General features: G+C 67.7%; 25 protein-coding genes. 16 read left to right on the top strand and 9 right to left on the bottom strand.

The genetic code is table 11. The features are described from left to right. The first annotated feature begins 19 nt into the window (after positions 1 to 19). Entirely contained in the window at positions 20 to 883 is an 864-nt protein-coding gene (locus ASE28_RS24560; RefSeq protein WP_082608244.1) for an alpha/beta fold hydrolase, read from the top strand. A gap of 20 nt (positions 884 to 903) precedes the next feature. Here the strand turns inward: ASE28_RS24560 and ASE28_RS24555 are convergent, their stop codons facing one another. Together ASE28_RS24555 and ASE28_RS24550 are read right to left on the bottom strand one after the other, a co-directional pair. Further along, the gene (locus ASE28_RS24555) at positions 904 to 1,941 is read right to left on the bottom strand and encodes a phenylacetaldoxime dehydratase family protein (RefSeq protein WP_057268848.1); all 1,038 of its coding nucleotides are present in this window, start codon (positions 1,939 to 1,941) and stop codon (positions 904 to 906) included. A 23-nt stretch (positions 1,942 to 1,964) separates the two neighbouring features. Further along, positions 1,965 to 2,996, bottom strand: coding sequence for a carbon-nitrogen hydrolase family protein (locus ASE28_RS24550; RefSeq protein WP_057268847.1), 1,032 nt, complete (start codon positions 2,994 to 2,996; stop codon positions 1,965 to 1,967). A gap of 288 nt (positions 2,997 to 3,284) precedes the next feature. Here ASE28_RS24550 and ASE28_RS24545 point away from each other — a divergent pair, with 288 nt between their 5' ends. Together ASE28_RS24545 and ASE28_RS24540 are read left to right on the top strand one after the other, a co-directional pair. Beyond that, positions 3,285 to 4,244, top strand: a complete 960-nt coding sequence (locus tag ASE28_RS24545; protein ID WP_057206925.1) for a helix-turn-helix domain-containing protein — start codon at positions 3,285 to 3,287, stop codon at positions 4,242 to 4,244. Positions 4,245 to 4,304: 60 nt separating this feature from the next. Further along, positions 4,305 to 4,742 (top strand): hypothetical protein, encoded by a 438-nt coding sequence (locus ASE28_RS24540; RefSeq protein WP_157422113.1) that lies wholly within the window; start codon positions 4,305 to 4,307, stop codon positions 4,740 to 4,742. A gap of 13 nt (positions 4,743 to 4,755) precedes the next feature. On the opposite strand, the gene ASE28_RS24535 is transcribed toward ASE28_RS24540, so the two are convergent. Continuing rightward, on the bottom strand, positions 4,756 to 5,343 hold the full coding sequence (locus ASE28_RS24535; RefSeq protein ID WP_157422112.1) for a hypothetical protein: 588 nt from the start codon (positions 5,341 to 5,343) through the stop codon (positions 4,756 to 4,758). Between the two features lie 11 nt (positions 5,344 to 5,354). Continuing rightward, a complete protein-coding gene (locus ASE28_RS24530) occupies positions 5,355 to 6,017 on the bottom strand; it encodes a DUF1003 domain-containing protein (RefSeq protein WP_082608243.1) in 663 nt (220 codons plus the stop codon). A 438-nt stretch (positions 6,018 to 6,455) separates the two neighbouring features. Between ASE28_RS24530 and ASE28_RS24525 the strand changes: the two genes are divergently transcribed. After that, entirely contained in the window at positions 6,456 to 7,121 is a 666-nt protein-coding gene (locus ASE28_RS24525; RefSeq protein WP_082608242.1) for a lipocalin family protein, read from the top strand. Between the two features lie 52 nt (positions 7,122 to 7,173). Then, on the top strand, positions 7,174 to 7,527 hold the full coding sequence (locus ASE28_RS24520; RefSeq protein ID WP_082604452.1) for a FlxA-like family protein: 354 nt from the start codon (positions 7,174 to 7,176) through the stop codon (positions 7,525 to 7,527). 4 nt (positions 7,528 to 7,531) lie between these two features. Here the strand turns inward: ASE28_RS24520 and ASE28_RS24515 are convergent, their stop codons facing one another. After that, positions 7,532 to 9,385, bottom strand: coding sequence for a sigma-54-dependent Fis family transcriptional regulator (locus ASE28_RS24515; RefSeq protein WP_057268845.1), 1,854 nt, complete (start codon positions 9,383 to 9,385; stop codon positions 7,532 to 7,534). Between the two features lie 267 nt (positions 9,386 to 9,652). Between ASE28_RS24515 and ASE28_RS24510 the strand changes: the two genes are divergently transcribed. Genes ASE28_RS24510 through ASE28_RS24465 form a run of 10 tightly spaced genes read left to right on the top strand, consistent with a single transcriptional unit; the run spans position 9,653 to position 19,913 of the window. After that, positions 9,653 to 11,128, top strand: coding sequence for a benzaldehyde dehydrogenase (locus tag ASE28_RS24510; RefSeq protein WP_057268844.1), 1,476 nt, complete (start codon positions 9,653 to 9,655; stop codon positions 11,126 to 11,128). Between the two features lie 52 nt (positions 11,129 to 11,180). After that, complete coding sequence (locus ASE28_RS24505; RefSeq protein WP_057268843.1) at positions 11,181 to 11,948, top strand: coniferyl-alcohol dehydrogenase; 768 nt, start codon at positions 11,181 to 11,183, stop codon at positions 11,946 to 11,948. 15 nt (positions 11,949 to 11,963) lie between these two features. Beyond that, complete coding sequence (locus ASE28_RS24500; protein WP_057268842.1) at positions 11,964 to 12,878, top strand: alpha/beta hydrolase; 915 nt, start codon at positions 11,964 to 11,966, stop codon at positions 12,876 to 12,878. Between the two features lie 34 nt (positions 12,879 to 12,912). Next, positions 12,913 to 14,112 (top strand): ABC transporter substrate-binding protein, encoded by a 1,200-nt coding sequence (locus ASE28_RS24495; protein WP_057268841.1) that lies wholly within the window; start codon positions 12,913 to 12,915, stop codon positions 14,110 to 14,112. A gap of 36 nt (positions 14,113 to 14,148) precedes the next feature. Further along, entirely contained in the window at positions 14,149 to 15,048 is a 900-nt protein-coding gene (locus ASE28_RS24490) for a transporter (protein WP_057268840.1), read from the top strand. A 29-nt stretch (positions 15,049 to 15,077) separates the two neighbouring features. Further along, complete coding sequence (locus ASE28_RS24485; RefSeq protein WP_057206944.1) at positions 15,078 to 16,412, top strand: ABC transporter substrate-binding protein; 1,335 nt, start codon at positions 15,078 to 15,080, stop codon at positions 16,410 to 16,412. Between the two features lie 6 nt (positions 16,413 to 16,418). Further along, on the top strand, positions 16,419 to 17,180 hold the full coding sequence (locus ASE28_RS24480; protein WP_057206946.1) for an ABC transporter ATP-binding protein: 762 nt from the start codon (positions 16,419 to 16,421) through the stop codon (positions 17,178 to 17,180). Further along, on the top strand, positions 17,177 to 17,962 hold the full coding sequence (locus ASE28_RS24475; protein ID WP_057268839.1) for an ABC transporter ATP-binding protein: 786 nt from the start codon (positions 17,177 to 17,179) through the stop codon (positions 17,960 to 17,962). The genes ASE28_RS24480 and ASE28_RS24475 overlap by 4 nt, the downstream gene beginning before the upstream one ends. Next, complete coding sequence (locus ASE28_RS24470) at positions 17,959 to 18,858, top strand: branched-chain amino acid ABC transporter permease (protein WP_200961185.1); 900 nt, start codon at positions 17,959 to 17,961, stop codon at positions 18,856 to 18,858. Before ASE28_RS24475 ends, ASE28_RS24470 begins: the two co-directional genes overlap by 4 nt. An 8-nt stretch (positions 18,859 to 18,866) precedes the next feature. Beyond that, a complete protein-coding gene (locus ASE28_RS24465) occupies positions 18,867 to 19,913 on the top strand; it encodes a branched-chain amino acid ABC transporter permease (protein ID WP_057268838.1) in 1,047 nt (348 codons plus the stop codon). A 78-nt stretch (positions 19,914 to 19,991) separates the two neighbouring features. On the opposite strand, the gene ASE28_RS24460 is transcribed toward ASE28_RS24465, so the two are convergent. Genes ASE28_RS24460 through ASE28_RS24445 form a run of 4 tightly spaced genes read right to left on the bottom strand, consistent with a single transcriptional unit; the run spans position 19,992 to position 25,638 of the window. Further along, entirely contained in the window at positions 19,992 to 21,608 is a 1,617-nt protein-coding gene (locus tag ASE28_RS24460; protein WP_057206952.1) for an ABC transporter ATP-binding protein, read from the bottom strand. 20 nt (positions 21,609 to 21,628) lie between these two features. Then, complete coding sequence (locus tag ASE28_RS24455) at positions 21,629 to 22,735, bottom strand: ABC transporter permease (RefSeq protein ID WP_057206954.1); 1,107 nt, start codon at positions 22,733 to 22,735, stop codon at positions 21,629 to 21,631. A gap of 4 nt (positions 22,736 to 22,739) precedes the next feature. Then, positions 22,740 to 23,774 carry a microcin C ABC transporter permease YejB gene (locus ASE28_RS24450; RefSeq protein ID WP_057206956.1) on the bottom strand — a complete coding sequence of 345 codons (1,035 nt, stop codon included), beginning with the start codon at positions 23,772 to 23,774 and terminating at the stop codon, positions 22,740 to 22,742. Positions 23,775 to 23,823: 49 nt separating this feature from the next. Continuing rightward, on the bottom strand, positions 23,824 to 25,638 hold the full coding sequence (locus tag ASE28_RS24445) for an extracellular solute-binding protein (protein WP_057268837.1): 1,815 nt from the start codon (positions 25,636 to 25,638) through the stop codon (positions 23,824 to 23,826). A 118-nt stretch (positions 25,639 to 25,756) separates the two neighbouring features. Here ASE28_RS24445 and fabI point away from each other — a divergent pair, with 118 nt between their 5' ends. Further along, the gene (gene fabI / locus ASE28_RS24440) at positions 25,757 to 26,548 is read left to right on the top strand and encodes an enoyl-ACP reductase FabI (RefSeq protein WP_057268836.1); all 792 of its coding nucleotides are present in this window, start codon (positions 25,757 to 25,759) and stop codon (positions 26,546 to 26,548) included. Positions 26,549 to 26,717 lie beyond the last annotated feature (169 nt).

The raw sequence follows: 26,717 nt of genomic DNA, 5'->3' as shown, positions 1-26,717 counted from the left end.
CGCCAGGGAGCCCGACCGCATGTCCGCAGATTCGACCTTCGACGCCCAAGCATCGCCCAGCCGCGTACTCTCCATCGGCTCCGAGCGCATCTCGGTGCACGACAGCGGCGGCAGCGGCCCGGCCGTGGTGCTGGTGCATGGCAACTCCTCCTCGTCGCGCGTGTGGGAGCCCCTGCTCACCGGCGAGTTGGGCAGGAAGTACCGCCTGATCGCGCCGGACCTGCCGGGCCACGGCCAGTCCACCGATGCCGAGCAAATAGTGCGCAGCACGGTCTACAGCATTCCCGGCTATGCCGATGTGGTCCGCGCCGTGGCCGGCCAGATGGGGGTGGAGAACGCCGTGTTCGTGGGCTGGAGCCTGGGCGGGCATGCCGTGCTCGAAGCGGCGGCATCCCTGCCGCAGGCGGCGGGCTTCATGGTCTTCGGCACGCCGCCCCTGCCGTTTCCGCCCACGGCGGATTTCGGCGGTGCCTTCCTCAAGCTCGGCCTGGGCTTCGTCAAGGACTGGTCCGAGGACGACGCCCGCGCCTGGGTGGCCGACTACATGGCGCCCGGCATGGCCGCAGCCGATTTCATGCTGCAGGACGCCCGCCGCACGGACGGCCACGCCCGCGCATCGCTGGCAGCGGGCATAGGCACCGTGGGCTATGCGGATGAGCTGAACATCATCGCCACCATCGGCCGCCCGCTGGCCATCGTACAGGGCGCGCACGAGCAGATCGTGAACCCGGCCTACCTTGACGGGTTGGCCCCCACCATCCCTACCCTGTGGCGCTGCAAGGTGCAGGTGGTGGAAGGCGCCGGCCACGCCGTGCAATGGGAGAACCCGGCGCAGTTCGGCGCGCTGCTCGACGCCTTCGTGGCGGATTGCCAGCGGGGTTGAGTGCCGCCCATAGGGAGCGCCTACCCTTCCGCCCCCAGCATGCCCGTGCGCGGGTGGCAGTTGAAGTATTCGAAATACTGCTCCGCCGCCGTGGCCACCGTGACCTCGTGGTAGAGCTTGAGCTGCGCCGCCGGGCCCATGGTGCCCAGGTACTTCATGGCCGCGCCAAAGATGGCCACATGCGTGGGGTGCGATTCGGCCCAGCGCTCAAGGGCCGCCAGGCTGCGCCACCAGCCCATGCCGAAACTCTTGTCCGTGGGCTTGCCGGCAGTGTCCACCACGGCCATGTAACGGTTGGCATAGCAGTCCACCTGGCGGCCCTGGTCCTGCAGAAAATCCATGCCGGCGCGCAGCACGGGCTCGACCTCCTCGGTGTACATGCGGCGCTCATCGCCCTCTGTACTGGTCCAGTCCTGGCCGGAGCGGATGAGGCACAGGTTCTCGTGCGGCAGCACGCGCTGGTGCAGGCCCTCGGTGACCACCTTCGGCGCCCCGGCCGGCGACATGCCGTCGGTCTGCGACAGGGCCAGGCGGTCGCGCATGCCGCCCCAGTAAGCGTGCTCCTGGATGGGTTCACCCAGGCCGGCGGATACACCGGCCACGCCCTCGATCCCATCACTGGAAAACAGCGTCTCGAAGCGGTCCACCGCGGGCTGCAGCACCTCGGTGAACAGGCCCAGCCCGGGCTCGTTGAACGCGCCGGATGCCCAGCGCTCGCCGTGCTCGGCAAACCAGGCCGCGTAGGTGGTCGGATCGTCCCAGTAGCCGATGGTGATGGTGTTGAGGTAGCCCGCCTGGTCCACGCACTGCGCGCGGTCCCAGTGGCCCGGGCCGTTGGCTGCGGCAAAGGCCTCGGTGATGCAGTGCAGCGCCCGGGCGGCCAATGCCGGCGCCGGTGCGTCGGCCCGGTGCTGGATGCCGAAGTAGCCCATGACCACGCGCGTGACTTCTGGGTGGTAACGCGCCACGGTGGCGGGGTATGGCGGCACATAGTCGTCGGGCACCCTGCGGTGGCGCAGGCGCGGGCATTGCAGGTGGGTGGGGATGGCGGATTCCATGGCGCGGCTCCGGTGCGCAATGCTCAGGACTCGGCCAGCACGGGTGCGGGCTCGGCGCTGGCTTCATTGGCCGCCGCTGCCGCCATGCCGGCGGGTACCTGCGAGACCACACGGTCGCCCGGCGTCTGGTTGAGCAGCAGCCGCGTGACGTCGGGCCGGGCGTAGTGGCCGGCAGGGTCGGCGGCGGTCTTGGCCAGGGAGATCGTGCCCAGGTCGATATCGGCAATCACCAGGCCTTCTTCCTTCTCGCCCAGCGGTGTACCTAGCAATGCGCCGTCAGGGCCGTAGATGCGCGCAAAACCGCCGCCTTCGAGCAGCAGCTGGCGCTGCAGATCGTCGGTGCAGAGCATAGCGTGCATGTCCTTTGACACGGTGGCGCATGGCGCGACGACGAAGCAGCCGCCTTCGACCGCGTAGATCTGGCTTGCGGCATTGTTGACCTCGGCCCCCAGGGCGTTGGCCGCACCCCGGTACAAAGAGAAGCTGGGCCAGGCGCCGATGTGGATCTGCTCGTTCTGCGCGTACATGGCGTACTTGCTCAGGGGCTGCAGGTGCTCCCAGCAGGCGAGCATGCCGACATTGCCGATGGCGGTCGGCATGACCGCCAGGTCGCTGCCGTCGCCCTCACCGAACACGGTGCGCTCCACGTGGGTAGGCTTGAGCTTGCGCCGCGTCTTGACCACGCGGCCCTGATCGTCGAACAGGGCCTGGGCGATGTAGAGGCTGCCGCCGGCACGTTCGCTGTAACCGGTGGACATCCAGATACCGATGTCGCGTGCGGCCTGCGCCAGGCGCTGGAACTCGGCCGAGCCGACCACCAGCGAGTTGTCGTTGTAGCGCTGCACATACTGCATGCCCATGGCGGGCGAGTTGAGCCAGATCCACCAGGGGTAGCCGGGGATCCACGTTTCGGGGAAGGCCACGAGTTGCGCGCCCTGCCTGGCCGCCTCCTTCATCAGCGCAATGGTCTTGTCGATGGTGGCGTCGAGGTCGAGGAACACGGGCGCGGCCTGGACGGCGGCTACGCGCAGCTTGGGGTGGAGGGTGGCGGGCATGGATGGGTCCTGTCGATCAAGTTGAAGGGGGGCTGGGGCCGTGCGCGGGCAATGCCTGCTGCGGTTCCCGAATGCTCGGGCCTAAGCCGCGCGCCGTCTTGCCTGTGGGTCTCGCGGCTCTTGCCGCAAAGCCACGCGGACGGCGACTTGACTGAAAGTCTCCCCAGGCTTGATCCAGACTCGCCACCTGGGGTTAACCGGCATAGGCCTTGCTTGAAGAATGGGCGCGCCCGGAGGATGATGGGTGCTTCCGCTCCCTTCCTCCCCATGCCCGCTTGAGACCCCGCCATGAGCCAACTCTTGAGTACCGACCCCATTGCCCCGCGCGACCGGCTGGCCTACTGGACCGACATGATCTGCACCACCTACGTGCAGCTCGAATGCGATGCGCCGCGTGGCGACCGCTTTGGCGGCTCCATCCAAAGCCACCACCTGCCGGGGCTGGACCTGTCGGTGGTGCGCTCCTGCGCGCAGCGCGTGGTGCGCACGCCGAGCTTCATCTCACGCGCCACGGACGACTGCTTCATCGTGAGCCTGCAGACCAAGGGCCACGGCGTCATCTCCCAGGACGGGCGCGACGCGGCCGTGGCGCCCGGCGACTTTGCGCTGTACGACAGCACGCGGCCCTACACCCTGCAGTTCAGCGAGGACTTCGAGGAAATCGTGCTCAAGCTGCGCGGCGAGCAATTGCGTGCGCTGGTGGCGGGTACCGAGCAGTTGACGGCCACCACCGTCTCGGGCCGCAGCGGGGCCGGGCACCTGATGGCCAGCATGGTCACCGCCTTGCGCGGCGAGGTGGACACCCTGCCCGCCGCCTCGGCCGCCGCCGTGGCCAGCGGCGTCATCAGCGTGCTGGTAGCCGGCCTGCAGTCGCTGCCCGCCTGCAGCCGGGCCGAGCCCTCGACCATGGGTGCCTACCATGTGGCGCGCATCAAGCGGCACATCGACGGCCGGCTGCGCGACCCGGCGCTGACCATCGAATCCGTGGCCACCGACCTGGGCATGTCCAGCGGCCACCTGCACCGCCTGTTCAAGGCCGAGCCGCAGTCACCATCGCACTACCTCTGGGGCCAGCGCCTGGATGGCGCCAGCCGCGAGCTGCTGGATGCACGCCGCACGAAGACCTCGGTGGCGGAGATCGCGTTCGGCTGGGGCTTCAACGACGCGGCGCATTTCAGCCGGGCGTTCAAGGAGCGTTTTGGGCAGGCGCCGCGGGAGTGGCGGGCACAGGGGGCAAAGAGCAAGTAGCTACGGAGCCATTGAATCCACAGAAGACGAACTGACAATAATCAAGTACTGACAGGACCTGTGACCCATTTGATGCGCTCTGCCCTTTTGATGCTTACCTTACTGTTCGGCCATTCGATCGCTTGGGCTGAAGCTGAAGGACCACCAGCTTGTTTTCTTGGCCTGTGGAAATCCCATGAAGCACTGACGCTGGAAGACATGCGCAAGCATCCCGACGTTTCCGACAAGGCCAAGACGCTTTTCGAAAACAACTTCTTTGGAAAGCTGGTCGTCATCTTCGGCCCTCGAAACCACGGATCCTATTTCGAGGACGAAACGGATGCACAACCCTTGCAGTTCAATGCCTATCGCATCAAGAGCCGGGGTCCGGATTGGATGGTCCTGACCAGGCAGCTGCTGGGTGAAGACGTTGACACGAAACTGGGCTGTGAAGGTGAGCGCTACTACGCAATCATCACCCGATGGGAGTTCAAGGAGTACTTCGTTCGGGTGCCGTAGCGGCCTGTCAAGGCTACCGCGCCACCAGATGCAACGGCCCGAATGGCATGTGGTGCATCAGCTCGCGCAGCAGCAGCAAGGTGGTGGCGAACTCCACGCTCTCGGGCAGGCCCTCGCTGGCAGCGGGCCGGCCTTCGGACACGGCGGCCAGGCGCTGGAACAGCCGCTCCATGGCCTCCAGCGTGAGCAGCATGGTGGGTGCAAGCGGCACGCCGGCCAGTCCGGCCAGGGCCACCAGATGCGCGTCGGTGGACCACCAGGCCGTACCCGATGCATTGCCCTGCGCAGCGTACTGCCGGTGGGCCAGGTAGACCTCGTCTTCGACGCTGGCGATGGCGTTTTCCAGCTCCAACGGGGTGGGTATGTCGCGGCGGAAGAAGGCCCGGGCGGTCCGGTGGGTTCCCAGGGCCAGGGTGATCGCGGCACCATGCGGGGCAGCGCCGGCGGCGTCCACCGGCACGATCAGCGTGCGCTCCGGCCCCACGTACAGCAGCGTGAGAGGCCGCCCGGGCACGGAGTGGGCCTGCAGCAGTTGCAGGTCGCAAGCCGTGTCGAGGGCTGTGGCGCCATCGGTGGCAGGAAGCGGGTAGCGAGCGAACATGGCGTGGTCCTTCATCCTTGGCGCGGACCGCCCTCACCGCTGCCGCCATAGCTGCTGCCGGGCCCGCCAGACTGCTGGATGCCCGGCTGGTCGGCCTGTTGCTGGGCCCGCGCGAGGGCGGGCACGTAGTGCATGCGGTGGTGCATTTCCACCGTGAGGGTTTCGATGCGCTCGCTGAGCTTCTTGGTCATCTCGGTCAGGCGGGTGTTCTGCTCCAGCAAATCGATCAACTGGGCGGTGTTCTGGGTGGCAATCGCCTGGCGCTGCTCGGTGGCCCGGGCCAGGTCTTCACGGTGCTGGGCATCGGCATCGGCAAGCGCCTTGTCGCGCTCGGCCTGGCGCGTCTGCGCCAGCAGGATCAGGGGCGCGGCATAGGCCGCCTGCAGGCTGAACGCCAGGTTGAGCAGGATGAAGGGGTAGGCATCGAATTTCGCGACCCCTGTCAGGTTGATCACTATCCACACGACGACGAACGCGGTTTGCGCAGCCAGGAATTTGGGTGTTCCGAACACGCGTGCAAAGGCCTCGGCCTTGCGCGCAAAACCGTCGTTGCCGAAGGTCGGGGACAGATGCTCATGCTTGCGCAGAAACCGCAGGTGGTCGACCACGGGGGGCGGACCCTTGGCGGGGTCGGTGGGCGCTGTGCCCGGGACGGTGGCGGTGGATGTCGTCATGCGAAGGACCTCATGCAAGCGGGGGAACAGAACTGGGCGCGCCAGGCGGCACAGGGTTGGTGCCACTCTACCCTGCAGTGCCCTGCCCCCTGGGAGCCTTCAAGTTCTGTGCCAGCAGGCGCGGGGATTGCGCGGGCAGTACGGCCGCCCCACTCCTGCCGCCAAACCGTGACTTTTGTGGCACTAACGCCGGCGGACTTCCAGCCCACCCACCTGCAACGGCGCCGCCCCATGGTGTGATGCGCGGCGGTGACCAGGAGGTTGCGCAGCATCGCCGCGCAGCCCCCTTCTCGCCGACAGGTGATGCCAGCGCGCGCCTACACGCGGCGGCCACCGCCCTCACTACATTGACTACACCGCCGCAGAACAGGCAGCGCCCGCCCCAATGGCCGGCACATGCCAAGGACTGCGACGAACCCCTCAGCCAGGGACAACACCATGCCTGACACGATTGAACTGCGAGCCATGCGAGACACGCCAGAACAACATCCACAGCACGCCGCCACCGCTGCCCGCACCGGTGCGGCGCGCTCTGCCGGCCGCCGCTTCCTGCCCAACACCATTGGCGTGCTGGCACTGGGCGCGGTGCTGTTCTTCACGGCCTGCTCCACGCACCCACCCGCCGGTATTGAGCCGGTGGCAGGCTTCGACGCGCAGCGCTATGCAGGCCAGTGGTACGAGGTGGCCCGGCTGGACCATTCGTTCGAGCGCGGCCTGCAGCAGACCACGGCGAACTACCTCCCCAACCCGGACGGCACCATCCAGGTGATCAACCGCGGCTTCGACCCCGGCCGGGATCGCTGGAAAGAGGCCGAGGGCAAGGCCCGCTTTGCCGGTGAGTCCGACAAGGGCGCCCTCAAGGTCTCGTTCTTCGGCCCCTTCTACGGCGGCTACAACGTAGTGGCGCTGGACCCAGACTACCAGTGGTCCATGGTGGTCGGCTCCAACCGGGGTTACTTCTGGATCCTGTCGCGCACCAAGACACTGCCGCCCGGCGTGCGCGAGCAACTGCTGGCCAAGGCCCAGGCACTCGGGGTGCAGGTGGACAAAGTGCTGTGGGTGGCGCAGGATGGCCAGGCTCCGGCAGCCCCATCGAAGAGTTGAGAGACCCCACACCGCACTAAATTTTTGCGCCCACCCTGCCGATAAGGGAGGCATGCAAGTCTCCTCCTCATCATCGGCCGGTAAGGTGTCTTCGTCCAGCAGCGGCGGCGGCAGCGAGATCGGCAAGCTGCAAAAGCAGCTGCAGTCGTTGACCGAAGAACTCAAGAACGTGGCCACCTCCGACATGGACGCCAAGGCCAAGAAGGAGAAGGTCAAGCTGCTGCAGGCCCAGATCCAGATGGTGCAGGCGCAGATCGCTGCCATCCAGCGCGCGCGGCAGCAGGAACAGCAGGCCGCACAGGCCCAGAAGGCCGAGGTGGCAGCCCAGGCCGCACGCGAGCAGCGCGCCAAAACCGAAACCCAGGCCTCCACCAGCCTGGGCAGCCAGCTCGATACCTACGCCTGATCCCTCAGGATCGACCCGCAGGAATGCCGAACTTGCGCAAGCGGTAGGCCAGCGTGGCGCGGCTGATGTCCAGCAGGCGGGCGGCAGAGGCCACATTGCCGGCGGCGCTGTGCAGTGCCTGGCGCAGCAGTTGGGCCTCGGCCTGGTGCAGCGGGGCCACCCCGGGCATGGCCGCTGCAGCGGCCTGGGTTGCCGGGGCGCTGCCCCCCGCCGAGGGCATGTGCAGGGTTGCGATGCTGTCGGCGCCCAATTGCAGGGACATCACGCCGGTGCCGGGCTGCTCGCCACTGCTGAACAGGTGGTGGGGCGCGATGGGTTCGCCATCGTTGACGAGGATCACACTGCGCTCGATGAGGTTCTGCAACTCGCGGATGTTGCCCGGGAAAGGGTAGTTGAACATGGCCTTCACGGCCGCCTGGCTGAAGCCCGGGCCCTGGCGCCGGTGCTTGCGCTGGTAGTGCGCGAGAAAGTGCCCCATCAAGAGCGGGATGTCATCGCGCCGGTCGCGCAGCGGCGGCAGGTGGATGGGAAAGACGTTGAGCCGGTAGTACAGGTCTTCGCGGAAAGTGCCCTCGCGCACGGCCTGGCGCAGGTCCACATTGGTGGCGGCTACCACGCGCACGTCCACCGTGATGGTGCGCGTGCCGCCCACCCGCTCGATCTCTCCCTCCTGCAGGGCCCGCAGCAGCTTGCCCTGGGCCACCAGGCTGAGGGTGGCGATCTCGTCCAGGAACAGGGTGCCGCCGTGGGCGCGTTCGAACCGCCCGGGCCGCGATGCCCCGGCGCCGGTATAGGCGCCGCGCTCCACACCAAACAGTTCGGACTCGACCAGTGTCTCGGGGATCGCGGCGCAGTTCAGCGCCACCAGGGGATGGGCCTGGCGCGGGCTGATGCGGTGCAGCATGCTGGCAAACATCTCCTTGCCCACGCCGGACTCGCCGGTGAACAGCACGGTGGCAGCCGTGGGCGCCACGCGTTGCAGCATGTGGCAGGCGGCATTGAAGGCCGATGAGGCGCCCACCATGGTGGCACCATCGGCGGCGGGAGCCCCAGCCAAGGCCACCGAACCCGGCGAAGCCCCCAGGGTGCCCTTGCGCGATGGCGCCCGGGCCGCAGCGGGCGGGGTGCCCACGAAGTCCTGCGCGTTCAGGTAGAACAGGTCCTGCCCGGGGTCATCCCAGCGCTCTGCCGACTTGCCGATGACGCGGCAGTGCGCCGAGCCCGACGAGCGGCACTCCACCTCGCGGAACACGACCATGCGGCCAAACAGCGTGCTCACATAGCCCGTGGCATAGCCCACCTGCATCCAGCAGGCCGGAGACCCCCCCACGCCATAGGCGGCGATATGCTCGTCGTCCTCGCTGGAGTTGTGCCAGATGAACTCGCCTTCGTAGTCACCGGTCTCGGCGTCGTAGCGCACGTGGACCACCTCCACCTGGACCACCCCTTCCAGCGCATGCAGGCGGGTGCCGGCGATGGCAGCGGCCGGGGGATCGGCGTCGGGCCACTGCTGGCGCACCATGCGCGCATCGCGCGCGCCACCGACGTAGCCGGCGCGGGTGAGCAGGCCGCGCGCCTTGTCCAGGCCAATGCTGTCGATCAGCTCGCGCCTGAGCGAGCCCAGGGCCTCGGAGTGCAGCAGGATCATGCGCTGGTCCTGCAGCCAGATGCGTCCGTCTCCCGGCGAGAAGAACAGGCATTCGCTGATGTCCGCCACCGTGGGGTGGGCATGCTGGCTCACGCCCACGGTGTCAAACCCGCCCAGCGCGCCCGGCAGCGCAGGCCCCGGCAATCCCTCGGCATTGCCGGTGGCGGTGCTGCGGTTCAGGTCGGCCAGGGAGACACGGCGTCTTGACATGGTGGTTACCAGGAAGTGATCGAAAAGTGATCATTTGAGCAATTGCCATTGCCCAAACTGATTATTGATAGTAACTATTTTTGCGCAAAAAGTCGCCCACTCCGGGCGCTTGGTGGCCTAGGGAAAGTCCGTAGCCGCGCCTCTCAAAAAGCAGGTGTCAGAGGCTGTTTTCGGCCGCCTTGCCCAGAGGGCTGGTACGCCCGTTGCAACTCCCTGTGCAGTTGCCGCCACAGTGCGCGCCGATTCTTTCAACCAAGGAGCAATGCAATGGGTGTTTCAGAAAAACCAGGCCTGCTGGACAACCGCCTGTGGGCGGGCAAGGCCTTCGACGGGGCATGGGCCACGGCGCTCAAGGAGGTGCGCGACGTGGTGGAGCCGGCCACGCGCCAGGTGCTCGGACGCGTGGGCATTGCCGATGCGCAGGACATGCAGGCAGCCATCGGCCTGGCGCACCGGGCGCAGCCGGCCTGGGCAGCGCTGGGCCCGCGCGAGCGCGCCGCCATCTTCCACCGGGCGGCCGCCGTGTTCCAGCAGCACTTTGACGAACTGGCGCTGGCCATTGCCCGCGAAACCGGAGGCATCCTGGCCAAGGGCCAGCACGAGGTGCGCGAGGCCATCACCCTGTGCCAGTTGGCCGCCAGCCTGCCCATGCAGGCCCAGGGCCAGGTGCTGCCCAGCACCCCGGGCCGCCTGTCGATTGCACGGCGCATGCCGCATGGCGTGGTGGGTGTGATCTCGCCCTTCAACTTTCCGCTCATCCTGGGCTTGCGCTCGGTGGCCCCGGCCCTGGCGCTGGGCAATGCCGTGGTGCTCAAGCCGGACACGCGCACCCCCGTGAGCGGTGGCTTCATCATGGCCCGGGTGTTCGAAGAGGCCGGGCTGCCCGCCGGCCTGCTGCAGGTGCTGCCGGGCGACGCGGCTGCGGGCGAGGCGCTGGTGGTGGACGAGCGCGTGCCCATGATCGCCTTCACCGGCTCGCCCGCCGTGGGCCGCCGCATCGGCGCGCTGGCGGGGCAGCACCTCAAGAAGGTGTCGCTGGAGCTGGGCGGGGCCAACAACCTCATCATCCTGGAAGACGCAGACCCCGATGCTGCCGCCAGCGCAGCAGCCTTCGGCGCGTGGTTCCACCAGGGCCAGATCTGCATGGCCGCCAACCGTATCCTGGTGCACGAGTCGATTGCCGACGCCATCCTGCAGCGCCTGGTGGGCAAGGCCAGGCACCTGCCCGTGGGCGACGGCGCCAGCGGCCAGGTGGCCCTGGGGCCGATGATCGATGCGAAGCAGCTCGAACGCTTTGACCGGGTGATCCACGACAGCATCCAGCAGGGCGCCAGGCTCGAAGCGGGTGGCACCTACCATGGGCTGTGCTACCAGCCCACGGTGCTCTCGGGCGTCAGGCCCGGCATCCGTTCGTTCGACGAAGAGCCGTTTGGCCCGGTGGCCAACCTCGTCACCTTCCGCACGGACGATGAGGCCGTGGCCCTGGCCAACACCAGCCAGGGGGGCCTGTCGGCCGCTGTCATCAGCCCCAGCGTGGGCCGCGCCATGGCCATCGGCCAGCGCCTGCGCGCGGGCATGGTCCACATCAACGACCAGACCGTGAACGACGACTGCACCAACCCCTTCGGCGGCCCCGGCCTGGGCGGCAACGGCGGCAGCGTGGGCGGGCCGGCCGACATGGATGAGTACACGCAGTGGCAGTGGATCACCATCAAGGACGCACCGCCGCCCTTCCCTTTCTGACCGACAGAACGGCAACGGCTTCCCCCAAAAAACATCCACAGGAGACAAATTCATGGCATTGCACAACAAGACCATCGTCGTCACGGGCTGCTGCTCGGGCATTGGCGCCGACTTCGCCAAGCTGGCGCGCCAGCAGGGCGCCCGCGTGGTCGGCATGGACCGCAACGCACCCACGCTCACCCTGGACGGCTTCATCCAGGTGGACCTAGGCGACCCCGCGGCCATCGACATCGCCGTGGCGCAACTGCCCGCACAGGTGGACGCGTTGGCCAACATTGCCGGCGTGCCCGGCACAGCGCCCGCCGAACTGGTAGGCCGGGTGAACTACCTGGGGCTGCGCCATCTCACGCAGCGCGTGCTTGAGCGCATGCCCGAGGGGGGCTCCATCGTCCACATCGCCTCCATCCTGGGCGCCCAGTGGCCCGAGCGGCTGGCGCAGCACCGCGCCCTGGGCGCCATCGCCAGTTTCGAGGCGGGCGCGCAGTGGCTCGCCAGCCACCCGGTGCCCCAGGAGACCTGCTACCAGTATTTCAAGGAGGCGCTGATCGTCTGGAGCGCCACCCAGTCGCAGAAGATCTTCATGGAGCGCGGGGTGCGCATGAACTGCGTGGCCCCGGGCCCGGTGTTCACCCCCATCCTGGGCGACTTCGTGCAGATGCTGGGCCAGGAGCGCGTGGAGAAAGACGCGCACCGCATGAAGCGCCCCGCCTTCAGCGACGAGGTGGCGCCCGTGATCGCCTTCCTGTGCAGCGACGCGGCGCGCTGGGTCAGTGGCATCAACCTGCCTGTGGATGGCGGGCTGGCCTCGACCTATCTCTGAGCGAGGGGATTGCCCATGTCCGCACAACAGCTGGACGCCATCCTGCAGATGGCCGCGCAGAACCCGCCACCAGCACAGGCCAGCCCCGCGCAACTGCGCGCCTGGTTTGACGCCAGCAACTCCCAGATGCCCACAGCCGCCGGGCTGCAGGCAACGCCCCTGCAGATCAGCAACGGCGCGGGCGGCACCATGGCGGCAGAGCTGCTGGGCACGCCGCAGGCCGACCCGCGCAAGCTCATCATCTACTACCACGCGGGCGGCTTCGTGTTTGGCTCGCTGGCCTCGCACCGGGCGCTGTGCTCCTACCTCGCGCAATTCAGCGGGGCCCGGGTGCTCAACGTGGACTACCGGCTGGCCCCGGAGCACCCGGCGCCCGCCGCGCACGACGATGCCCTGGCGGCCTACAAGTGGGCGCTGGCCAACGGCTACGCCGCGTCGGCCATTGCGCTGGCGGGCGACTCCGCAGGCGGCAACCTGGCCTTGTCCACCGCGGTGCACGCCCGCAACCAGGGTCTGCCCCTGCCGGCGGCCATCGTGGCGCTGTCACCGGCCCTTGATCAGGCATCCGAGGGCGAGTCGCACCGCACGGTGGATGACCCGTTCATCACCCGCGAGCTCATGGGTTTCTTCAACGCCATGTATGTGCCCGGTGGCGATGTGCGCTCACCCACCGTCACGCCGTTCTACAGCGCCGAACTGCAGGGCCTGCCGCCCGTGCAACTGCAGGTGGGCAGCCGGGAGCGGCTGCGCGACGACGCGGTGACCATGGCAGCGCGCCTGAAGGCGGCGGGGGTGGAGGTCGAATGCACGGTGTGGGACGGCATGGTGCACTGCTGGCAGCTGTTTGCGCCCGTGCTCGATGAAGCCCTGGCGTCGCTGGAGCAGGCCGGGCGCTTCATGGCCGCACGCCAACGCAGCAGCGCGGCGTGATGCGACGGCGCACTGGCTTCCCCAAGGACTGACCATGACGACACGACCTACCGGCACCGGCCGGGGCGCGAGCCTGCGCAGCGCAGGGGTTGCGGTGCTGCTGTGCGGCGCCCTGCTGCTGCCCGCAGCCCATGCACAGGAGACGCACCGCCCCATCAAGGTGGGTGCGGTGAGCGCCCTGAGTGGGCCCCATGCCTTCCCGGAGTCGTCGCAGGCGGCCAGGGCCTATCTGGACGCGGTGAATGCCACCGGGGGCATACGGGGCCGCCGCGTCGAATACCTCTCGCTCGACGAAGGGAGCACGCCTGCCACGGCGGCGGCCGCTGCGGGCCGGCTCATCAACGACCCCGAGGTGGTGGCCCTGGCGGGCAGCTCCGGGCTGCTCGACTGCGCGGCCAACGCCTCCCGCTACGAGGCCGGCCGGCTGATGTCGCTGCAGGGCGCATCGGTCGCACCCGCCTGCTTCAGGTCGTCGCATGTGGTGCCGCTCAACAACGGGCCCTATGTCGGGCTGGCCAGCGCCGTGCTGTTCGCCCGCACCACGCTGCGCAGCACCAGGCTTTGCGCGGTGGCGCTGGATCTGCCGGGCATGGTGGAGGGCTACCGGCAGGCCCTCCGTCGCCTCGCCAAGGCGAAAGCCATGGAGGTGCCGCTGCTGCAGACCCTGGGGCCGGAGCAGGACCCTGCGCCCCTGCTCAGGACCTTGCAGGGGCAGGGGTGCGACACCGTGGTCTTCACCGGGCACGAGGACGCCGTGCTGCGCTGGAGCGGGGCCGTGCATACCCTGGGAGGGCGCGGCATGGCCTTCATCTACCTGACCCCGGCCTACACCGACCGGGTGGCCCGGGCGCTGGCGGCGCACGACGGCACGGTGTACGTGATGGCCGAGTTCGAGCCGTGGAAGAGCCGGTCGCTGCCGTCCCAGGACTGGCGGCGCCTGATGCAGGAGGCCCGGTTGCCGCTGAGCTCTCTGTCCCAGGGTGGCTATGTGGCGGCCCAGATCCTGGTGCGGGCCCTGCGCCAGATCGAGGGCCCCATCACCCGGGAGACGGTGACCCGTGCCTTGCAACAGATGCCGCCCACCAGCCATCCCCTGCTGGGAATGCCGTTCGAGATCGGCAACCGCCGGGCCCACAACCCCAACCGCACGGCCCTGCCGCTCAGGCTGCAGCAAGGCCATTGGTACATCGCCACCCCCGCCTGGATTGAAGTGCCCGAGCTGTTGGCGCCCTGATGCCCCCCAAAAAATGAATTCAACAAGGAGACAAGCATGACAACGCAACACCCCTCTTCCCGCCTGGCGGTACTGGCCCTGGCCGGTGCCCTGTCGACGGCCGCCTTGGCCACCGAAGGCGGGGGCTCCACCTACCCGCTGGGCACCGAGAACTTCATAGCCGGTGCTGCCCCGCCGCCCGGGCTGTATGTGCTGGAGTACCTGAATTACTACACCACCAGCCGCGTGAACGATGGCCAGGGCAATGCCCTGCCCATCCCCGGCTTCAAGGTGCGCGCGGCGGCAGCGGCCACGCGCCTGATCTGGATCACACTGCAGCAGGCGCTGGGCGGCCAGGTGACCGCGCACGCCATCCTGCCGCTGGTGGACCTGTCGGTGCGGGCCGGCGGCGCAAGCGACTCGCGCACCGGCCTGGGCGACGTGACGGTGGGCGCTGGGGTGGCCTGGCACCACTCGGCCCAATTGCACAGCGTGCTGGGCCTGGACGCCGTGCTGCCCACCGGGGCCTACGACCGCACGCGCCAAGCCAACATTGGCCACAACTACCTGTCGGTGCAGCCCCTGGGTGTGCTGACCTTCACGGACCCCGCCGGTTTCAACGGCGATGTGAAGGCCACGCTCAACTTCAACCGCACCAACAGCGACACCGACTACCGCTCGGGCCGCGAGCTCATCGTGGACTACGCCGCAGGCTGGGGCCTGGGCAATGGCTGGGTGTTGGGCGTGGGCGGCTACCTGTACCGGCAATGGAGCGATGACAAGGTGGGCGGCGTGGCCCTGGCGGGCTCGCGTGGCCGCAGCCAGTCGATCGGGCCTTCCGTGCGCTACGCCGACGGCAAGGGCTGGCTCATCACCGCCAAGCTCGAGAGAGAGTTCGGTGTGCGCAACCGCGCCCAGGGCTCGCAGTTCTGGCTCAAGACCACCGTGCCTTTCTGAACCCCACGACCACTCTCTGAGAAATCACCATGAAAAATACACTTCCATCCTTCCCCGTGGCCGCCGAGACGGCCACGCCCCGCAAACTCTCGCGCCGTGACTTGATCACTGCGGCGGGTGCCGGCAGCCTGACGCTGGGCTCCGGCCCGCTGTGGGCCCAGGCGGCCGCTGCGGCGCCCGTGCTCAAGGTGGGCTTCATCAGCCCCCGCACCGGGCCGCTGGGCGCACTGGGCGAGACCGACAGCTTCATCCTGGCGCAGGTGCGCAAGACCCTGGCCGCAGGCCTGACCATCGGCGGTGTGAAATACGCGGTGGAGATCCTGGACCGCGACACCCAGTCGGACCCGGCTCGCGCGAGCCAGTTGGCCAAGGGCCTGATCAACAACGACAAGATCGACCTCATGCTCACCACCACCACGCCCGAGACGGTGAACCCGGTGTCGGATGCGTGCGAGGCGGCGGGCGTGCCCTGCCTGTCCACCGTGATGCCGTGGGAGGCCTGGTACTTCGGCCGGGGCGCCAAGCCCGGCGCGCCTTCGCCCTTCAAGTGGACCTACCACTTCTCGTTCGGCGGTGGCGGGTTCGCCAAGTCCTACCTTTCGCAGTTCTCCCTGGTGCCCACCAACCGGAAGATCGGCGTGCTCTACCCCAACGACGCCGACGGCAACGCCATCCGCGCCACGCTGGCGCCCGAGCTCAGCAAGGCCGGCTTCACTGTGGTGGACGCAGGGCCCTATGAAAACGGCACCACCGACTTCTCTGCGCAGATAGCGCGCTTCAAGGCCGAGCGCTGCGAGGTCTTCAACACCTTCCCCATTCCGCCGGACTTCGCCACCTTCTGGCGGCAGGCGGCCCAGCAGGGCTACACGCGCATGGTGAAGATCGCGCAGATCGCCAAGACCGGCCTCGTGCCCTCGCAGGTGGAGGCCCTGGGCCCGCTGGCGGTGAACCTGGGCGCGGGGTGCTTCTGGCACAAGACCTTTCCCTATGCATCGCCGCTCACCGGGCTCACCGGGGTGCAACTGGCCGATGCCTACGAGGCTGCCACGGGCAAGCAGTGGACGCAGATGCTGGGCTCCACGATGTCGCTGTTCGATGCGGGCAGCGAGGCCTTGAAGGCCAGCACCAACCCGCGCGACAAGGCAGCGCTGGCGCGTGCCATCAGCACGCTCAGGGCCACCACCATGCAGGGGCCGGTGGACTTTGCCAAAGGGCCCGTGCCCAACGTGTCGGTGACGCCGGTGGTGGGTGCGCAGTGGGTCAAACCTGCGCAGGGCAGCAAGTTCAAGCTGGACATCAGCATCACCGAGAACGCCAACGACCGCAGCATTCCGGTCGCGGCGGCCCTGAAGTCCTACAGCTGAGCGGCCATGGCACATCTACAACCACGAGGCCTGCCTGCGGGCGGCCCGTTGCTGCTGAATGCCCAGGGCATAGGGATGCGCTTTGGCGCGCTAAAGGTGCTGGACCGGCTGGACTTTTCCGTGGGCGCCGATGAGGCCGTGGGCATCGTCGGGCCCAACGGTGCGGGCAAGACCACGCTGCTGAACGTGCTGGCCGGGGCGCATGCGCCCAGCCAGGGAACCGTCTGGTTCAAGGGGGTGGACGTGGGCGCCTGGGGCGCGGCAGACCGCTGCCGCGCAGGCATTGCGCGCACCCACCAGGTGCCGCGACCGTTCCTGGGCATGACGGTGTTCGAGAACGTCCTGGCCGCCGCCACGCACGGCGCCGGCCTGAACGCCCGCGATGCGGGCGACCGGGCCATGGAGGCCCTGCACCTGTGCGGCATGGGGGCACTGGCCAACCGCCGCGCGGAAACCCTGGGCCTGCTGGGCCGCAAGCGGCTGGAGCTGGTGCGCGCGCTGGCCACACAGCCCACCGTGCTGCTGCTCGACGAGATCGGCGGCGGCCTGACCGATGCCGAGGCGAGCGAACTGGTGGACCTGGTGCGCGCCATCCGCAGCCACCGCATCGCCATCGTCTGGATAGAGCACCTCGTGCATGTGCTGCTGCAGGTGGCCACGCGCCTGGTGTGCATGGAGGGCGGCCGGGTCATCGCCAGTGGCGATCCGCAGGCCGTGCTGGCCGACGCCACGGTGGTCGAGGCCTATCTGGGCGGGGTGGCGGCATGAGCGCCCTTCTGGACATCGGTTCTGTGGACGCCCACCACGGGCAACTGCCTGCCGTGCGCAGCGTGTCGCTGCAGGTGCACCCGGGCGACATCCTGGCCCTGGTCGGCGCCAACGGCGCGGGCAAGACCACATTGCTGCGCACCGTGGCCGGCGCACACCGCGCCAGCAGCGGCACGCTGCGGTGGGACGGCGAGGACATCACCTGCCTACCCGCCCACCAGCGCGTGGCCCGGGGGCTGGCCCTGGTGCCCGAAGGGCGGCGCCTGTTTGCCGGCATGACGGTGCGCGAGAACCTGCTGGTGGCGCGGGCGGCCGGCCGGCGCGGGCCCTGGACGCTGGACACGGTGCTCGGTGCATTCCCCCAGCTGCAGCCCAAGCTGCATGCGCGGGCGGGCGAGCTGTCGGGCGGGCAGCAGCAGGCCGTGGCCATTGGCCGCGCGCTGATGACCAACCCGCGCCTGCTGCTGCTCGACGAAATATCACTAGGCCTGTCGCCCCTGGCCGTGCAAGGTGTGTACGACGCGCTGCGCGGCGTGGTGGGACAGGGTACCCCCCTGGTGCTGGTGGAGAAGGACCTGCAGCGTGTGCAGGCCGTTGCCACCCGCATCGTCTGCATGCTTGAAGGCCGCGTGGTGGCCGATGCGCCTGCGGCCGAACTCTCGCGTGCGCAGATCACCGCGCATTACTTCGGTGCGCAGCGGCCTGAGAGCGCGCGCACCGTTCACCACGCAGGTAGCCCAGGCGAGGCGTCTGCCGACAACCTCTACAAGGTGGCCGCATGAACCTGCTCAACCAGATCATCCAGGGCCTCTTGCTGGGGGGCTATTACGCCCTGCTGGCCTGCGGGCTGTCATTCATGTTCGGGGTCATGCGCATCATCAACCTGGCCCATGGCAGCTTGGCCGTGGTGGCCGCCTACCTGCTGTGGCTGCTGGCCGAGCCCATGGGCTGGCACCCGCTGCTGGCCCTGCTGGCGGTGCTGCCCGCCATGGCGCTGCTGGGCTGGGTGTTGCACCGGCTGGTGCTGGAGCGCAGCGCACGCCTGGGGGCACTGGTGCCCCTGCTCGCCACCTTCGGCCTGGCCAGTGTGATCGACAACCTGCTGTTCCAGCACTTCGGCGCCGACACCCGTTCGCTGGCCACCGCCATCGGCACGCTGGCCTACGACAGCTGGGAGCTGCCCGGCGGCATCTACGTGGGGCAACTGCCCGCCATGGTGCTGGTGTTTGCGGTGACCCTGCTGGGCGGACTGCACGCGATGCTGGCGCACACGGCGCTGGGGCGGCAGATCCGCGCGGCCTCGGAAGACGCCGACACCGCACGCCTGGTGGGCGTGCACACCGGGGCCGTGTTTGCAGCGGCCTCGGCCATCACCATGGTCACCGTTACCCTGGCCGGGGCATCGCTGGCCATGCGGGCCACGTTCGACCCGTTCTCGGGGCCACAGCAGCTCATCTTTGCGTTCGAGGCCGTGATCATCGGCGGCGCGGGCTCGCTGTGGGGCACGCTGCTGGGCGGCGTGGTGCTGGGCGTGGCGCAGAACCTGGGGGCGCAGGTGCATCCCCAGGGCTTTTTGATCGCCGGGCATGCCACCTTCCTCGCCATCCTGCTGGCCCGGCTCTGCGCGAGCGGCGCACTGCGCAGCTTCTTTTCCACCCGCCGTCAGCCCACACCATGAGCCTCCCTATGAGTTCCCCTTCTCCTGCACCCGTGGGCCAGCCCGCCTGGACCATTCAGCGCTGGACGCGTACATCCGCTGTCTGCGCCGGGGCCGCCGTGCCGCTGCTGGCCGTGCTCTTTCTGGGTCCGCTGTGGCTGCAGGCGGGCACGGTGGACCGGCTCACCACGCTGTTCATCTACGTCATCCTGGCGGTGATGTGGAACGCCCTGGCGGGCTATGCCGGGCTGGTGTCGATTGGCCACCAGGCATTCTTCGGGCTCGGTGCCTACGCCATGGTCCGGCTGGCCGATGCAGGCCTGGGCCCGTACCCCGCGCTGTTGCTGGGTGCCGTGCTGGTGGCGCTGGTGGCGGTGCCGCTGGCGGCCTTCATGCTGCGCCTGCAGGGCGGCGAGTTCGCCATCGGCATGTGGGTGGTGGCCGCGCTCGCGCACCTGTGCGTGAACCTGGACAGCCTGGTGCAGGGCGAAACCGGTATCTCCATGATTGCGCTGCAGCAGTACGCTGCGGGCGAGCGGCGTGCCTATACCTACTGGGCGGCGCTGGCGGCCATGGCGGGGCTGTGCGGGGCCGTGTTCCTGCTCTTGCGCAGCAAGGTGGGCACGGCGGCGCAGGCCATCCGCGACAACGAGACGGCGGCCATCTCCATCGGCGTGCGCGTGGTGGCCGTCAAGCGCCTGGTGTTCGTGCTGTCGGCGTTCGGCTGCGCGCTGGCCGGGGGGCTGTGGCTGGCCACGTCGATCAGCTTTCAGCCCAAAACGTACTTCAGCGTGCAATGGACGGCCTACATGATCTTCATGGTGCTGGTGGGCGGCATCGGCACCATGGAAGGCCCCATCCTGGGCGCGCTGCTGTTCTTTGCGGTGGAGACCTGGTGGGGCGGCCAGGGCGTGGCCTACCTCATCGGGCTGGGGGCCGTCGCCATGTTGTTTGCGCTGTTCCTGCCCAAGGGAATATGGGGTGCGGTGCAACAGCGCTGGGACCTGCACCTGCTGTCGGCCGGCTACCGCGTGCGCGCACGCGAACCTCATACGGATTTGCATTCAATCGGATAGCTAGGCGGTAAGCCGCAGACAGTGCCATAGCACGGCAAGGCGACCCAACGACGCTAGCCGGTTGAAGGCAAATCCGTATCAGTCCAGCCCGGCAGAGGCCACCAACCGCTGCGTGTAGGGGTGCTGCGGTGCATCCAGCACCTGGCCCACGGGGCCGCTTTCGAGCACGTTGCCGTCCTTCATCACCAGCACCTCGTGCGCCATGGCGCGTATCACCTGCACGTCGTGTGTGATGAGCAGGTAGCTCAGCCCCTTTTCCTTTTGCAGGCGCTGCAGCAGCTTGAGCACCTGCTGCTGGATGGTCACATCGAGCGCACTGGTGGGCTCGTCGAGCACCAGCAGCTGCGGCTGCACGATGAGGGCGCGCGCAATGGCCAAGCGCTGGCGCTGCCCGCCCGAGAATTCATGCGGGTAGCGGGCCAGCAGGCCAGGGAACTGCGCCTCGGCCAGGCCTACCTCGGCCAGGGCCGCCTCCACGCGGGTGCGCCGCTCGGCCACGCTGAGCGTGGGCTCGTGCACGCGCATGCCTTCGCCCACGATCTCCTCCACCGTGAGGCGTGGCGACAGCGATGAGAACGGGTCCTGGAACACCACCTGCACCTTGCGGCGCAGTTGCTGGTTGGCCGGCGAGTTGCGCATGGCCGGCGCCTGCCAGCCCTGCCCCGCCACCTGCAGCGATCCGCCAAACGGCAGCAGCCCCAGAATGGCCTGGGCCAGGGTGGACTTGCCCGAGCCCGATTCACCCACTACCCCGAGCGTGCGGCCGGGTGGCAGCGCCAGGCTGGCGCCCTGCACGGCCACGAACTCGCCCTTCTTGAACCAGCCACGCAAGCCAGGCAGTGGCGTGGGGTAGACCACACGCAGGTCGCTGGCCTGCAGCACGGGCGGGGTGCCGGGCGCAGGTGCGATTTCGGTCACGTCGCGCTGGGGCTGGCTTTGCATCAGCTTGCGGGTGTAGGCATGCTGGGGCGCACCGAACACCTCGGCCACGGCGCCCTGCTCCACCAGCACGCCCTGCTCCATCACGGCCACGCGGTCAGCAAAGCGGCGCACCAGGTTCAGGTCATGGGTGATGAGCAGCACGGCCATGCCTGTCTGGCGCTGCAGGTCGGACAACAGGTCAAGGATCTGGCCGCGCAGGGTCACGTCGAGCGCAGTGGTGGGTTCGTCGGCCAGCAGCAGTTGCGGCTCGCTGGCCAGGGCCATGGCGATCATGGCGCGCTGGCGCTGCCCGCCCGAGAGCTGGTGCGGGAAAGAATTGGCCCGGCGCGCAGGCTCCGGGATGCCGGTCTTGGCCAGCAGCTCGATGGCGGCCTGGGCACACTGCGCGCCCGTGAGGCCCTTCTTGAGCTGCAGGATCTCGGCGATCTGCTGGCCTATGGTCATCAGCGGGTTCAGCGCCGTCATGGGCTCCTGGAAGACCATGGCGATCTCGCCGCCGCGCACGCCGCGCATCTCACGCTCGCTCAGCGCCAGCAGGTCGCGCCCGCGCAGCAGCGCCTGGCCGCTGACCCGGGCATCGCCCGCCAGGCGCAGCAGGCTCAGCGCGGTGATGGTCTTGCCCGAGCCCGATTCGCCCACCAGGGCGAGCTTTTCGCCGGGGGCGATGGTGAAGCTGGCGCCGCTCACCACTTCCTTGGTGCCGAAGTGCACATGGAGATCGCGCACATCGAGCAAAGGGCCCGAAGGTGCCATGCCTGGACTGGATGCGGCGCTCACTTGTCGGCCTTTCGCGGGTCCAGGGCGTCGCGCAGCGCATCGCCCATGAAGGTCAGCAGCAGCAGGGTGATCACCAGCACGGCAAAGGTGCTCAGCGATATCCACCAGGCATCGATGTTGTTCTTGCCCTGGCTCAGCAGCTCGCCCAGGCTGGGCGTGCCGGGTGGAACACCCAGGCCCAGGAAGTCGAGGGCGGTGAGCGACAGAATGGCGGCGCTCATGCGAAACGGCAGAAAAGTGACCACAGGGGTCAGGCTGTTGGGCAGGATGTGGCGCCAGATGATCTGTGCGTTGCTGACACCCAGGGCGCGCGCGGCCTTCACGTAGTCGAGCTGTCGGTTGCGCAAGAACTCGGCGCGCACATAGTCCGACAGGCCCATCCAGCCAAACAGGGAGAGCAGGATGAGCAGCAGCGAGATGCTGGGCGAAAACAGCGCACTGAAGATGATGAGCAGGTACAGCTCCGGCATGGAGCCCCAGATCTCGATGAAGCGCTGGAACGCCAGGTCCGTCTTGCCGCCGAAGAAGCCCTGGATCGCGCCGGTGATGATGCCCAGCACGGTGCCGATGAAGGTCAGTGCTAGGCCGAACAGCACGCTGACGCGAAAGCCGTAGAGCAACTGGGCCACCATGTCCCGGCCGCGGTCATCGGTGCCCATCCAGTTGTCCCGCGTGGGGGCCGATGGATTGGGCTCCTTGGCGAAGTAATTGAGGGTGGTGGGCCCGTAGGGGATAAGGGTGTAGAGCGCCCAGTTGCTGCCGGCGCTCAAGCGCTGCTGAATGAAGGGGTCCAGGTAGTCCGTGGGGGTCTCGAAATCACCACCGAAGGTCTTTTCGGGGTAGGTCTGGAGCATGGGGAAGTAGGTCTGCCCTTCGTAGCGCACGATCAGGGGCCGGTCGTTGCTGACCAGCTCGGCCGCCAGGCTGATGACCACCAGCACGCAGAAGATCACCAGGCTCCACAAGCCCAGGCGGTTGCGTTTGAAGCGCAGCCAGGCCCGGCGCGAGGGAGAAAGGGACACGGGGGCCGTTGAGGCGGCTGGCGGGGCAACCGGCATGGCGGCTGCGGTGCTGCTGGAGGGACTTGCAGAGGGCAGGTTCATGCGGTCAGTCAAACTTCACGCGGGGATCAACCCACACATAGCACAGGTCGCTGATGAGCTTGGTGACCAGGCCGATCAGGGTGAAGAGGTACAGCGTGCCCAGCACCACGGGGTAGTCGCGGCGGATCACGCTCTCGTAGCCGAGCAGGCCCAGGCCGTCGAGCGAGAACAGCGTCTCGATCAACAGCGAGCCGGCGAAAAAGGCTCCGATGAAGGCGGCAGGGAAGCCGGTGATGATGGGAATCAGCGCGTTGCGGAACACGTGTTTCCACAGCACCTGCCGCTCCGACAGGCCCTTGGCCCGCGCCGTCAGCACGTACTGCTTGCGAATCTCTTCGAGAAAGGCGTTCTTGGTGAGCATGGCCGTCACCGCAAAGCTGCCGGCCACCATGGCCGTGACCGGCAGGGTGATGTGCCACAGGTAGTCGACGATGCGCGCGCCCCAGGTCATCTGGTCCCAGTTGGACGACACCAGTCCACGCAGCGGGAACCATTGCAGCTGCCCGCCAAAAATCACCAGCAGCGCCACCCCGAGCACGAAGCCCGGTATGGCATAGCCCACCAGGATGAGCAGCGTGGTCACCAGGTCGAAGCGCGAGCCCGCGCGCACCGCCTTGGCCACGCCCAGCGGTACGGCAACCAGGTAGCTGATGAAAAAGGTCCAAAGCCCCAGGCTGATGGAGACAGGCAGCTTTTCCTTCACGAGCTCCCACACGTTCTTGTTCTGGAAGAAGCTCTTGCCCAGGTCGAAGCGCGCAAACTGGCCCAGCATGATGAAGAAGCGCTCGTGCGCGGGCTTGTCGAAACCATAGAGCGCCTTGATCTGCTCCACCCGCTTGGGATCCACACCCTGGTCACCTCGGTAGACCATGCCGCCGCCTTCCGCACCGCGCCCCTTGCCTGCTGCAGCGCGCGCCTCGGCCATGTACTGCTCCACCGGGCCGCCAGGCACAAACTGGATCACCGCAAAGGTCAAAAGCAATACGCCCAACAGGGTGGGCAGCATGAGCAGCAGGCGTTTGGCGATGTAGGCAAGCATGGCGTGTGGCTGGGCTCCAGGGGTCAGGGCTGCATCGGGGGCTGGGCCATCATGGCTTGATGATGCTCCACCAGGAGAACATCAGCCACTCTTCTGCCTTGGCATAGGGGGGCATGGGCTCCTTGTAGGCCAAGCGCTGCTGGTTATAGACCACGCGGTGCGACGACAGGGTCCACTGCGGGATCAGGTAGTGGCTGTGCATGATCAAGCGGTCCAGCGCGCGGCAGGCGGGCAGCAGCTCGGCCTTGGTGTCGGCGCGCGTCAATCTGGTGACGATGGCGTCGACGGCCGGGCTCTTCACCCCCGTGTAGTTGCCAGCGCCCTCGACATCGGCGCGCTTGCTGCCGAAGTACTCCTGCATCTCCTGGCCCGGGTTGTAGGTGCCCTGAAACGCCAGGCTGATCATGTCGAAGTCGAACTTGTCCAGGCGCTGCTGGTACAGGGCATAGTCCACCGTGGCAAAGCGCAAGGTGACGCCCAGCTTTTCCAGATTGCGTACCCAGGGGGTCACGGTGCGGGCACCGCCCTCTTTGCTGTCCAGGAACTCGATCACCATGGGGTCGCCCTTGGCGTTGCGCAGGGCCCCGTCGCGGTAGGTCCAGCCCGCATCGACCAGCAGTTGGCGGGCGCGGCGCAGGTTCTCGCGCAGCGAATGGCCTTCGCCCTCGGTCACCGGCGGCTGGTACATGGGGCCGAACACAGCCTCAGGCACCTTGCCACGCCAGGGCTCCAGCAGCTTGAGCTCCTCGGGGCCGGGGGTGCCGGTGGCCTGGCAGTCGGTGTTGCCGAACAGGTCGGTCACGCGCGGGTAGCCGCCGTAGAACATCTGGCGGTTCATCCACTCGTAGTCGATGGCCAGTCCCAGCGCCTCGCGCACACGCGGGTCGCTCAGCATGGGCCGGCGGGTGTTGAGCACATAGCTCTGAAAGCCCGCAGGCAGGCGGTGCTTCATGTCCTTCTTGACCAGCACACCCTGCTTGAACAGCTTGCCGTTGATGCGGCGCGCCCAATCGCCTGCCGAGTACACGGTCATGAAGTCGAACTCGCCGGCCTTCACGGCCTCCAGCCGGGCGGTGTTGTCCTTGTAGATCTTGACGGTAATGTTGTCGAAGTTGAACGCGCCCTTGTTCACGTTCAGGTTGCGGCCCCAATAATTGGGGTCGCGCGCATAGGTGATGTCGCGCCCGAAGGCCACCTGACCGATGCGGTACGGGCCGCTGCCGATGGGCGTGTCGGTCACGACCTCATCGAAGCGCTTGGCCTTGCCATCGGCCTGGCGGCCCCAGGCGCGGCTGAAGATGGGCAGGCTACCCACCGTGAGCGGCAGTTCGCGGTTGGGCAGCTTGAAGCGAAAGCGCACCGTGCGCTTGTCGACCACGTCCACGCCGGCAACTTCCTGCAGCGAGGTGGCGTAGCCAGGCGAGGCCTGGGGGCTGATCAGCGTCTCATAGGTGTGCTTGACGTCGGCCGCCTCCACGGGGCTGCCATCGTGAAAGCGTGCCTCGGCCCGCAGGCGGAACGTTGCGCTGAGCCGGTCGGGCGCCACGTCCACGTCCTCGGCCAGCAGGCCGTAGCCCGAAGCGGTCTCGTCCATGGAGCCGGTGAGCAGTGTCTCGAACAGCAGGTCCGACAGGTAGGCCGGCGGCGACCCCTTCATGGTGAAGGGGTTGTACTTGTCGAAGGTGGAGTAGCGCAGGTTGCTCACCATGCGCAGCTCGCCCCCCTTTGGTGCATCGGGGTTCACATAGTCGAAGTGGGCAAAGCCGGCTGGGTACTTGAGGTCACCCCACAGTGCATAGCCGTGCGCGGCCCAGGCCGGTGCCGTGCAACAACCCATCAGCAAAAAAGTGAGCCAAAACCGCATGCGACAATTCTGCACTACGTTCGGCCGGCCCTGCAGCGGATAGCGCATATCCATACGCGGTGAATACCCCCGGCCCTGCATCGCCATTCATTCCCCCAATTCCACAGGAGAACAAACCATGGGTTTTCTGACCGGCAAGAAGCTGCTCATCACGGGCGTGCTGTCCAACCGCTCCATCGCCTACGGTATCGCCCGGGCCTGCCACGCGCAGGGCGCAGAACTTGCCTTCAGCTACGTGGGCGAGCGCTTCAAGGACCGCATCACCGACTTCGCGGCCGAGTTTGACTCCAAGCTCATTTTCGACTGCGACGTGGGCAGCGACGAGCAGATCGACCGCATGTTCGCCGAACTGGCCCAGGTGTGGCCGAAGTTCGATGGCTTTGTGCACAGCATTGGGTTTGCTCCGCGAGAAGCCATCGCCGGCGACTTCCTGGAAGGCCTGTCGCGCGAGTCGTTCCGCATCGCGCACGACATCAGCGCCTACAGCTTCCCGGCCATGGCCAAGGCGGCGCTGCCCTACCTCAACGAAAAATCGTCGCTGATCACGCTGAGCTACCTGGGCGCGCTGCGCACCATCCCCAACTACAACACCATGGGCCTGGCCAAGGCAAGCCTGGAAGCCAGCGTGCGCTATTTGGCCGAGGCGCTGGGGCCCAAGGGCATGCGTGTGAACGGCATCAGCGCCGGGCCGATCAAGACGCTGGCTGCCAGCGGGATCAAGGACTTTGGCAAGCTGCTGTCGATGGTGGCGGACTCTTCTCCATTGCGCCGCAATGTGACCATTGAGGACGTGGGAAATGTGGCGGCGTTTTTGCTGTCGGATCTGGCCGGGGGGATGACGGCTGAGATCACGTATGTGGATGGTGGGTTCAGCCAGACGGCTGGGGTTAGCCGGGATACGGTGGGCTGATCTGTTTTTTTGAGCTTTGCGGCTTTGTGGCTGTGGATGCTTCTGTTTTCTTTTGAAGGGCGGAGGCCGGGGTGTGCGCCCGGCGGCGCACCTACCTTCTTTTGCGTCGCCAAGAGGGTGTAGAAGAAATCTATTTCAACCGCCCCAACAACATCCGAGCCTGCGCAAG

It is taken from the genome of Acidovorax sp. Root219, assembly GCF_001428665.1.
In the GTDB taxonomy this organism is placed as follows: Bacteria; Pseudomonadota; Gammaproteobacteria; order Burkholderiales; family Burkholderiaceae_C; genus Acidovorax.
The sequence above is the reverse complement of the archived record's forward strand: the minus strand, read 5'-3'. Positions and strand labels throughout refer to the sequence as shown.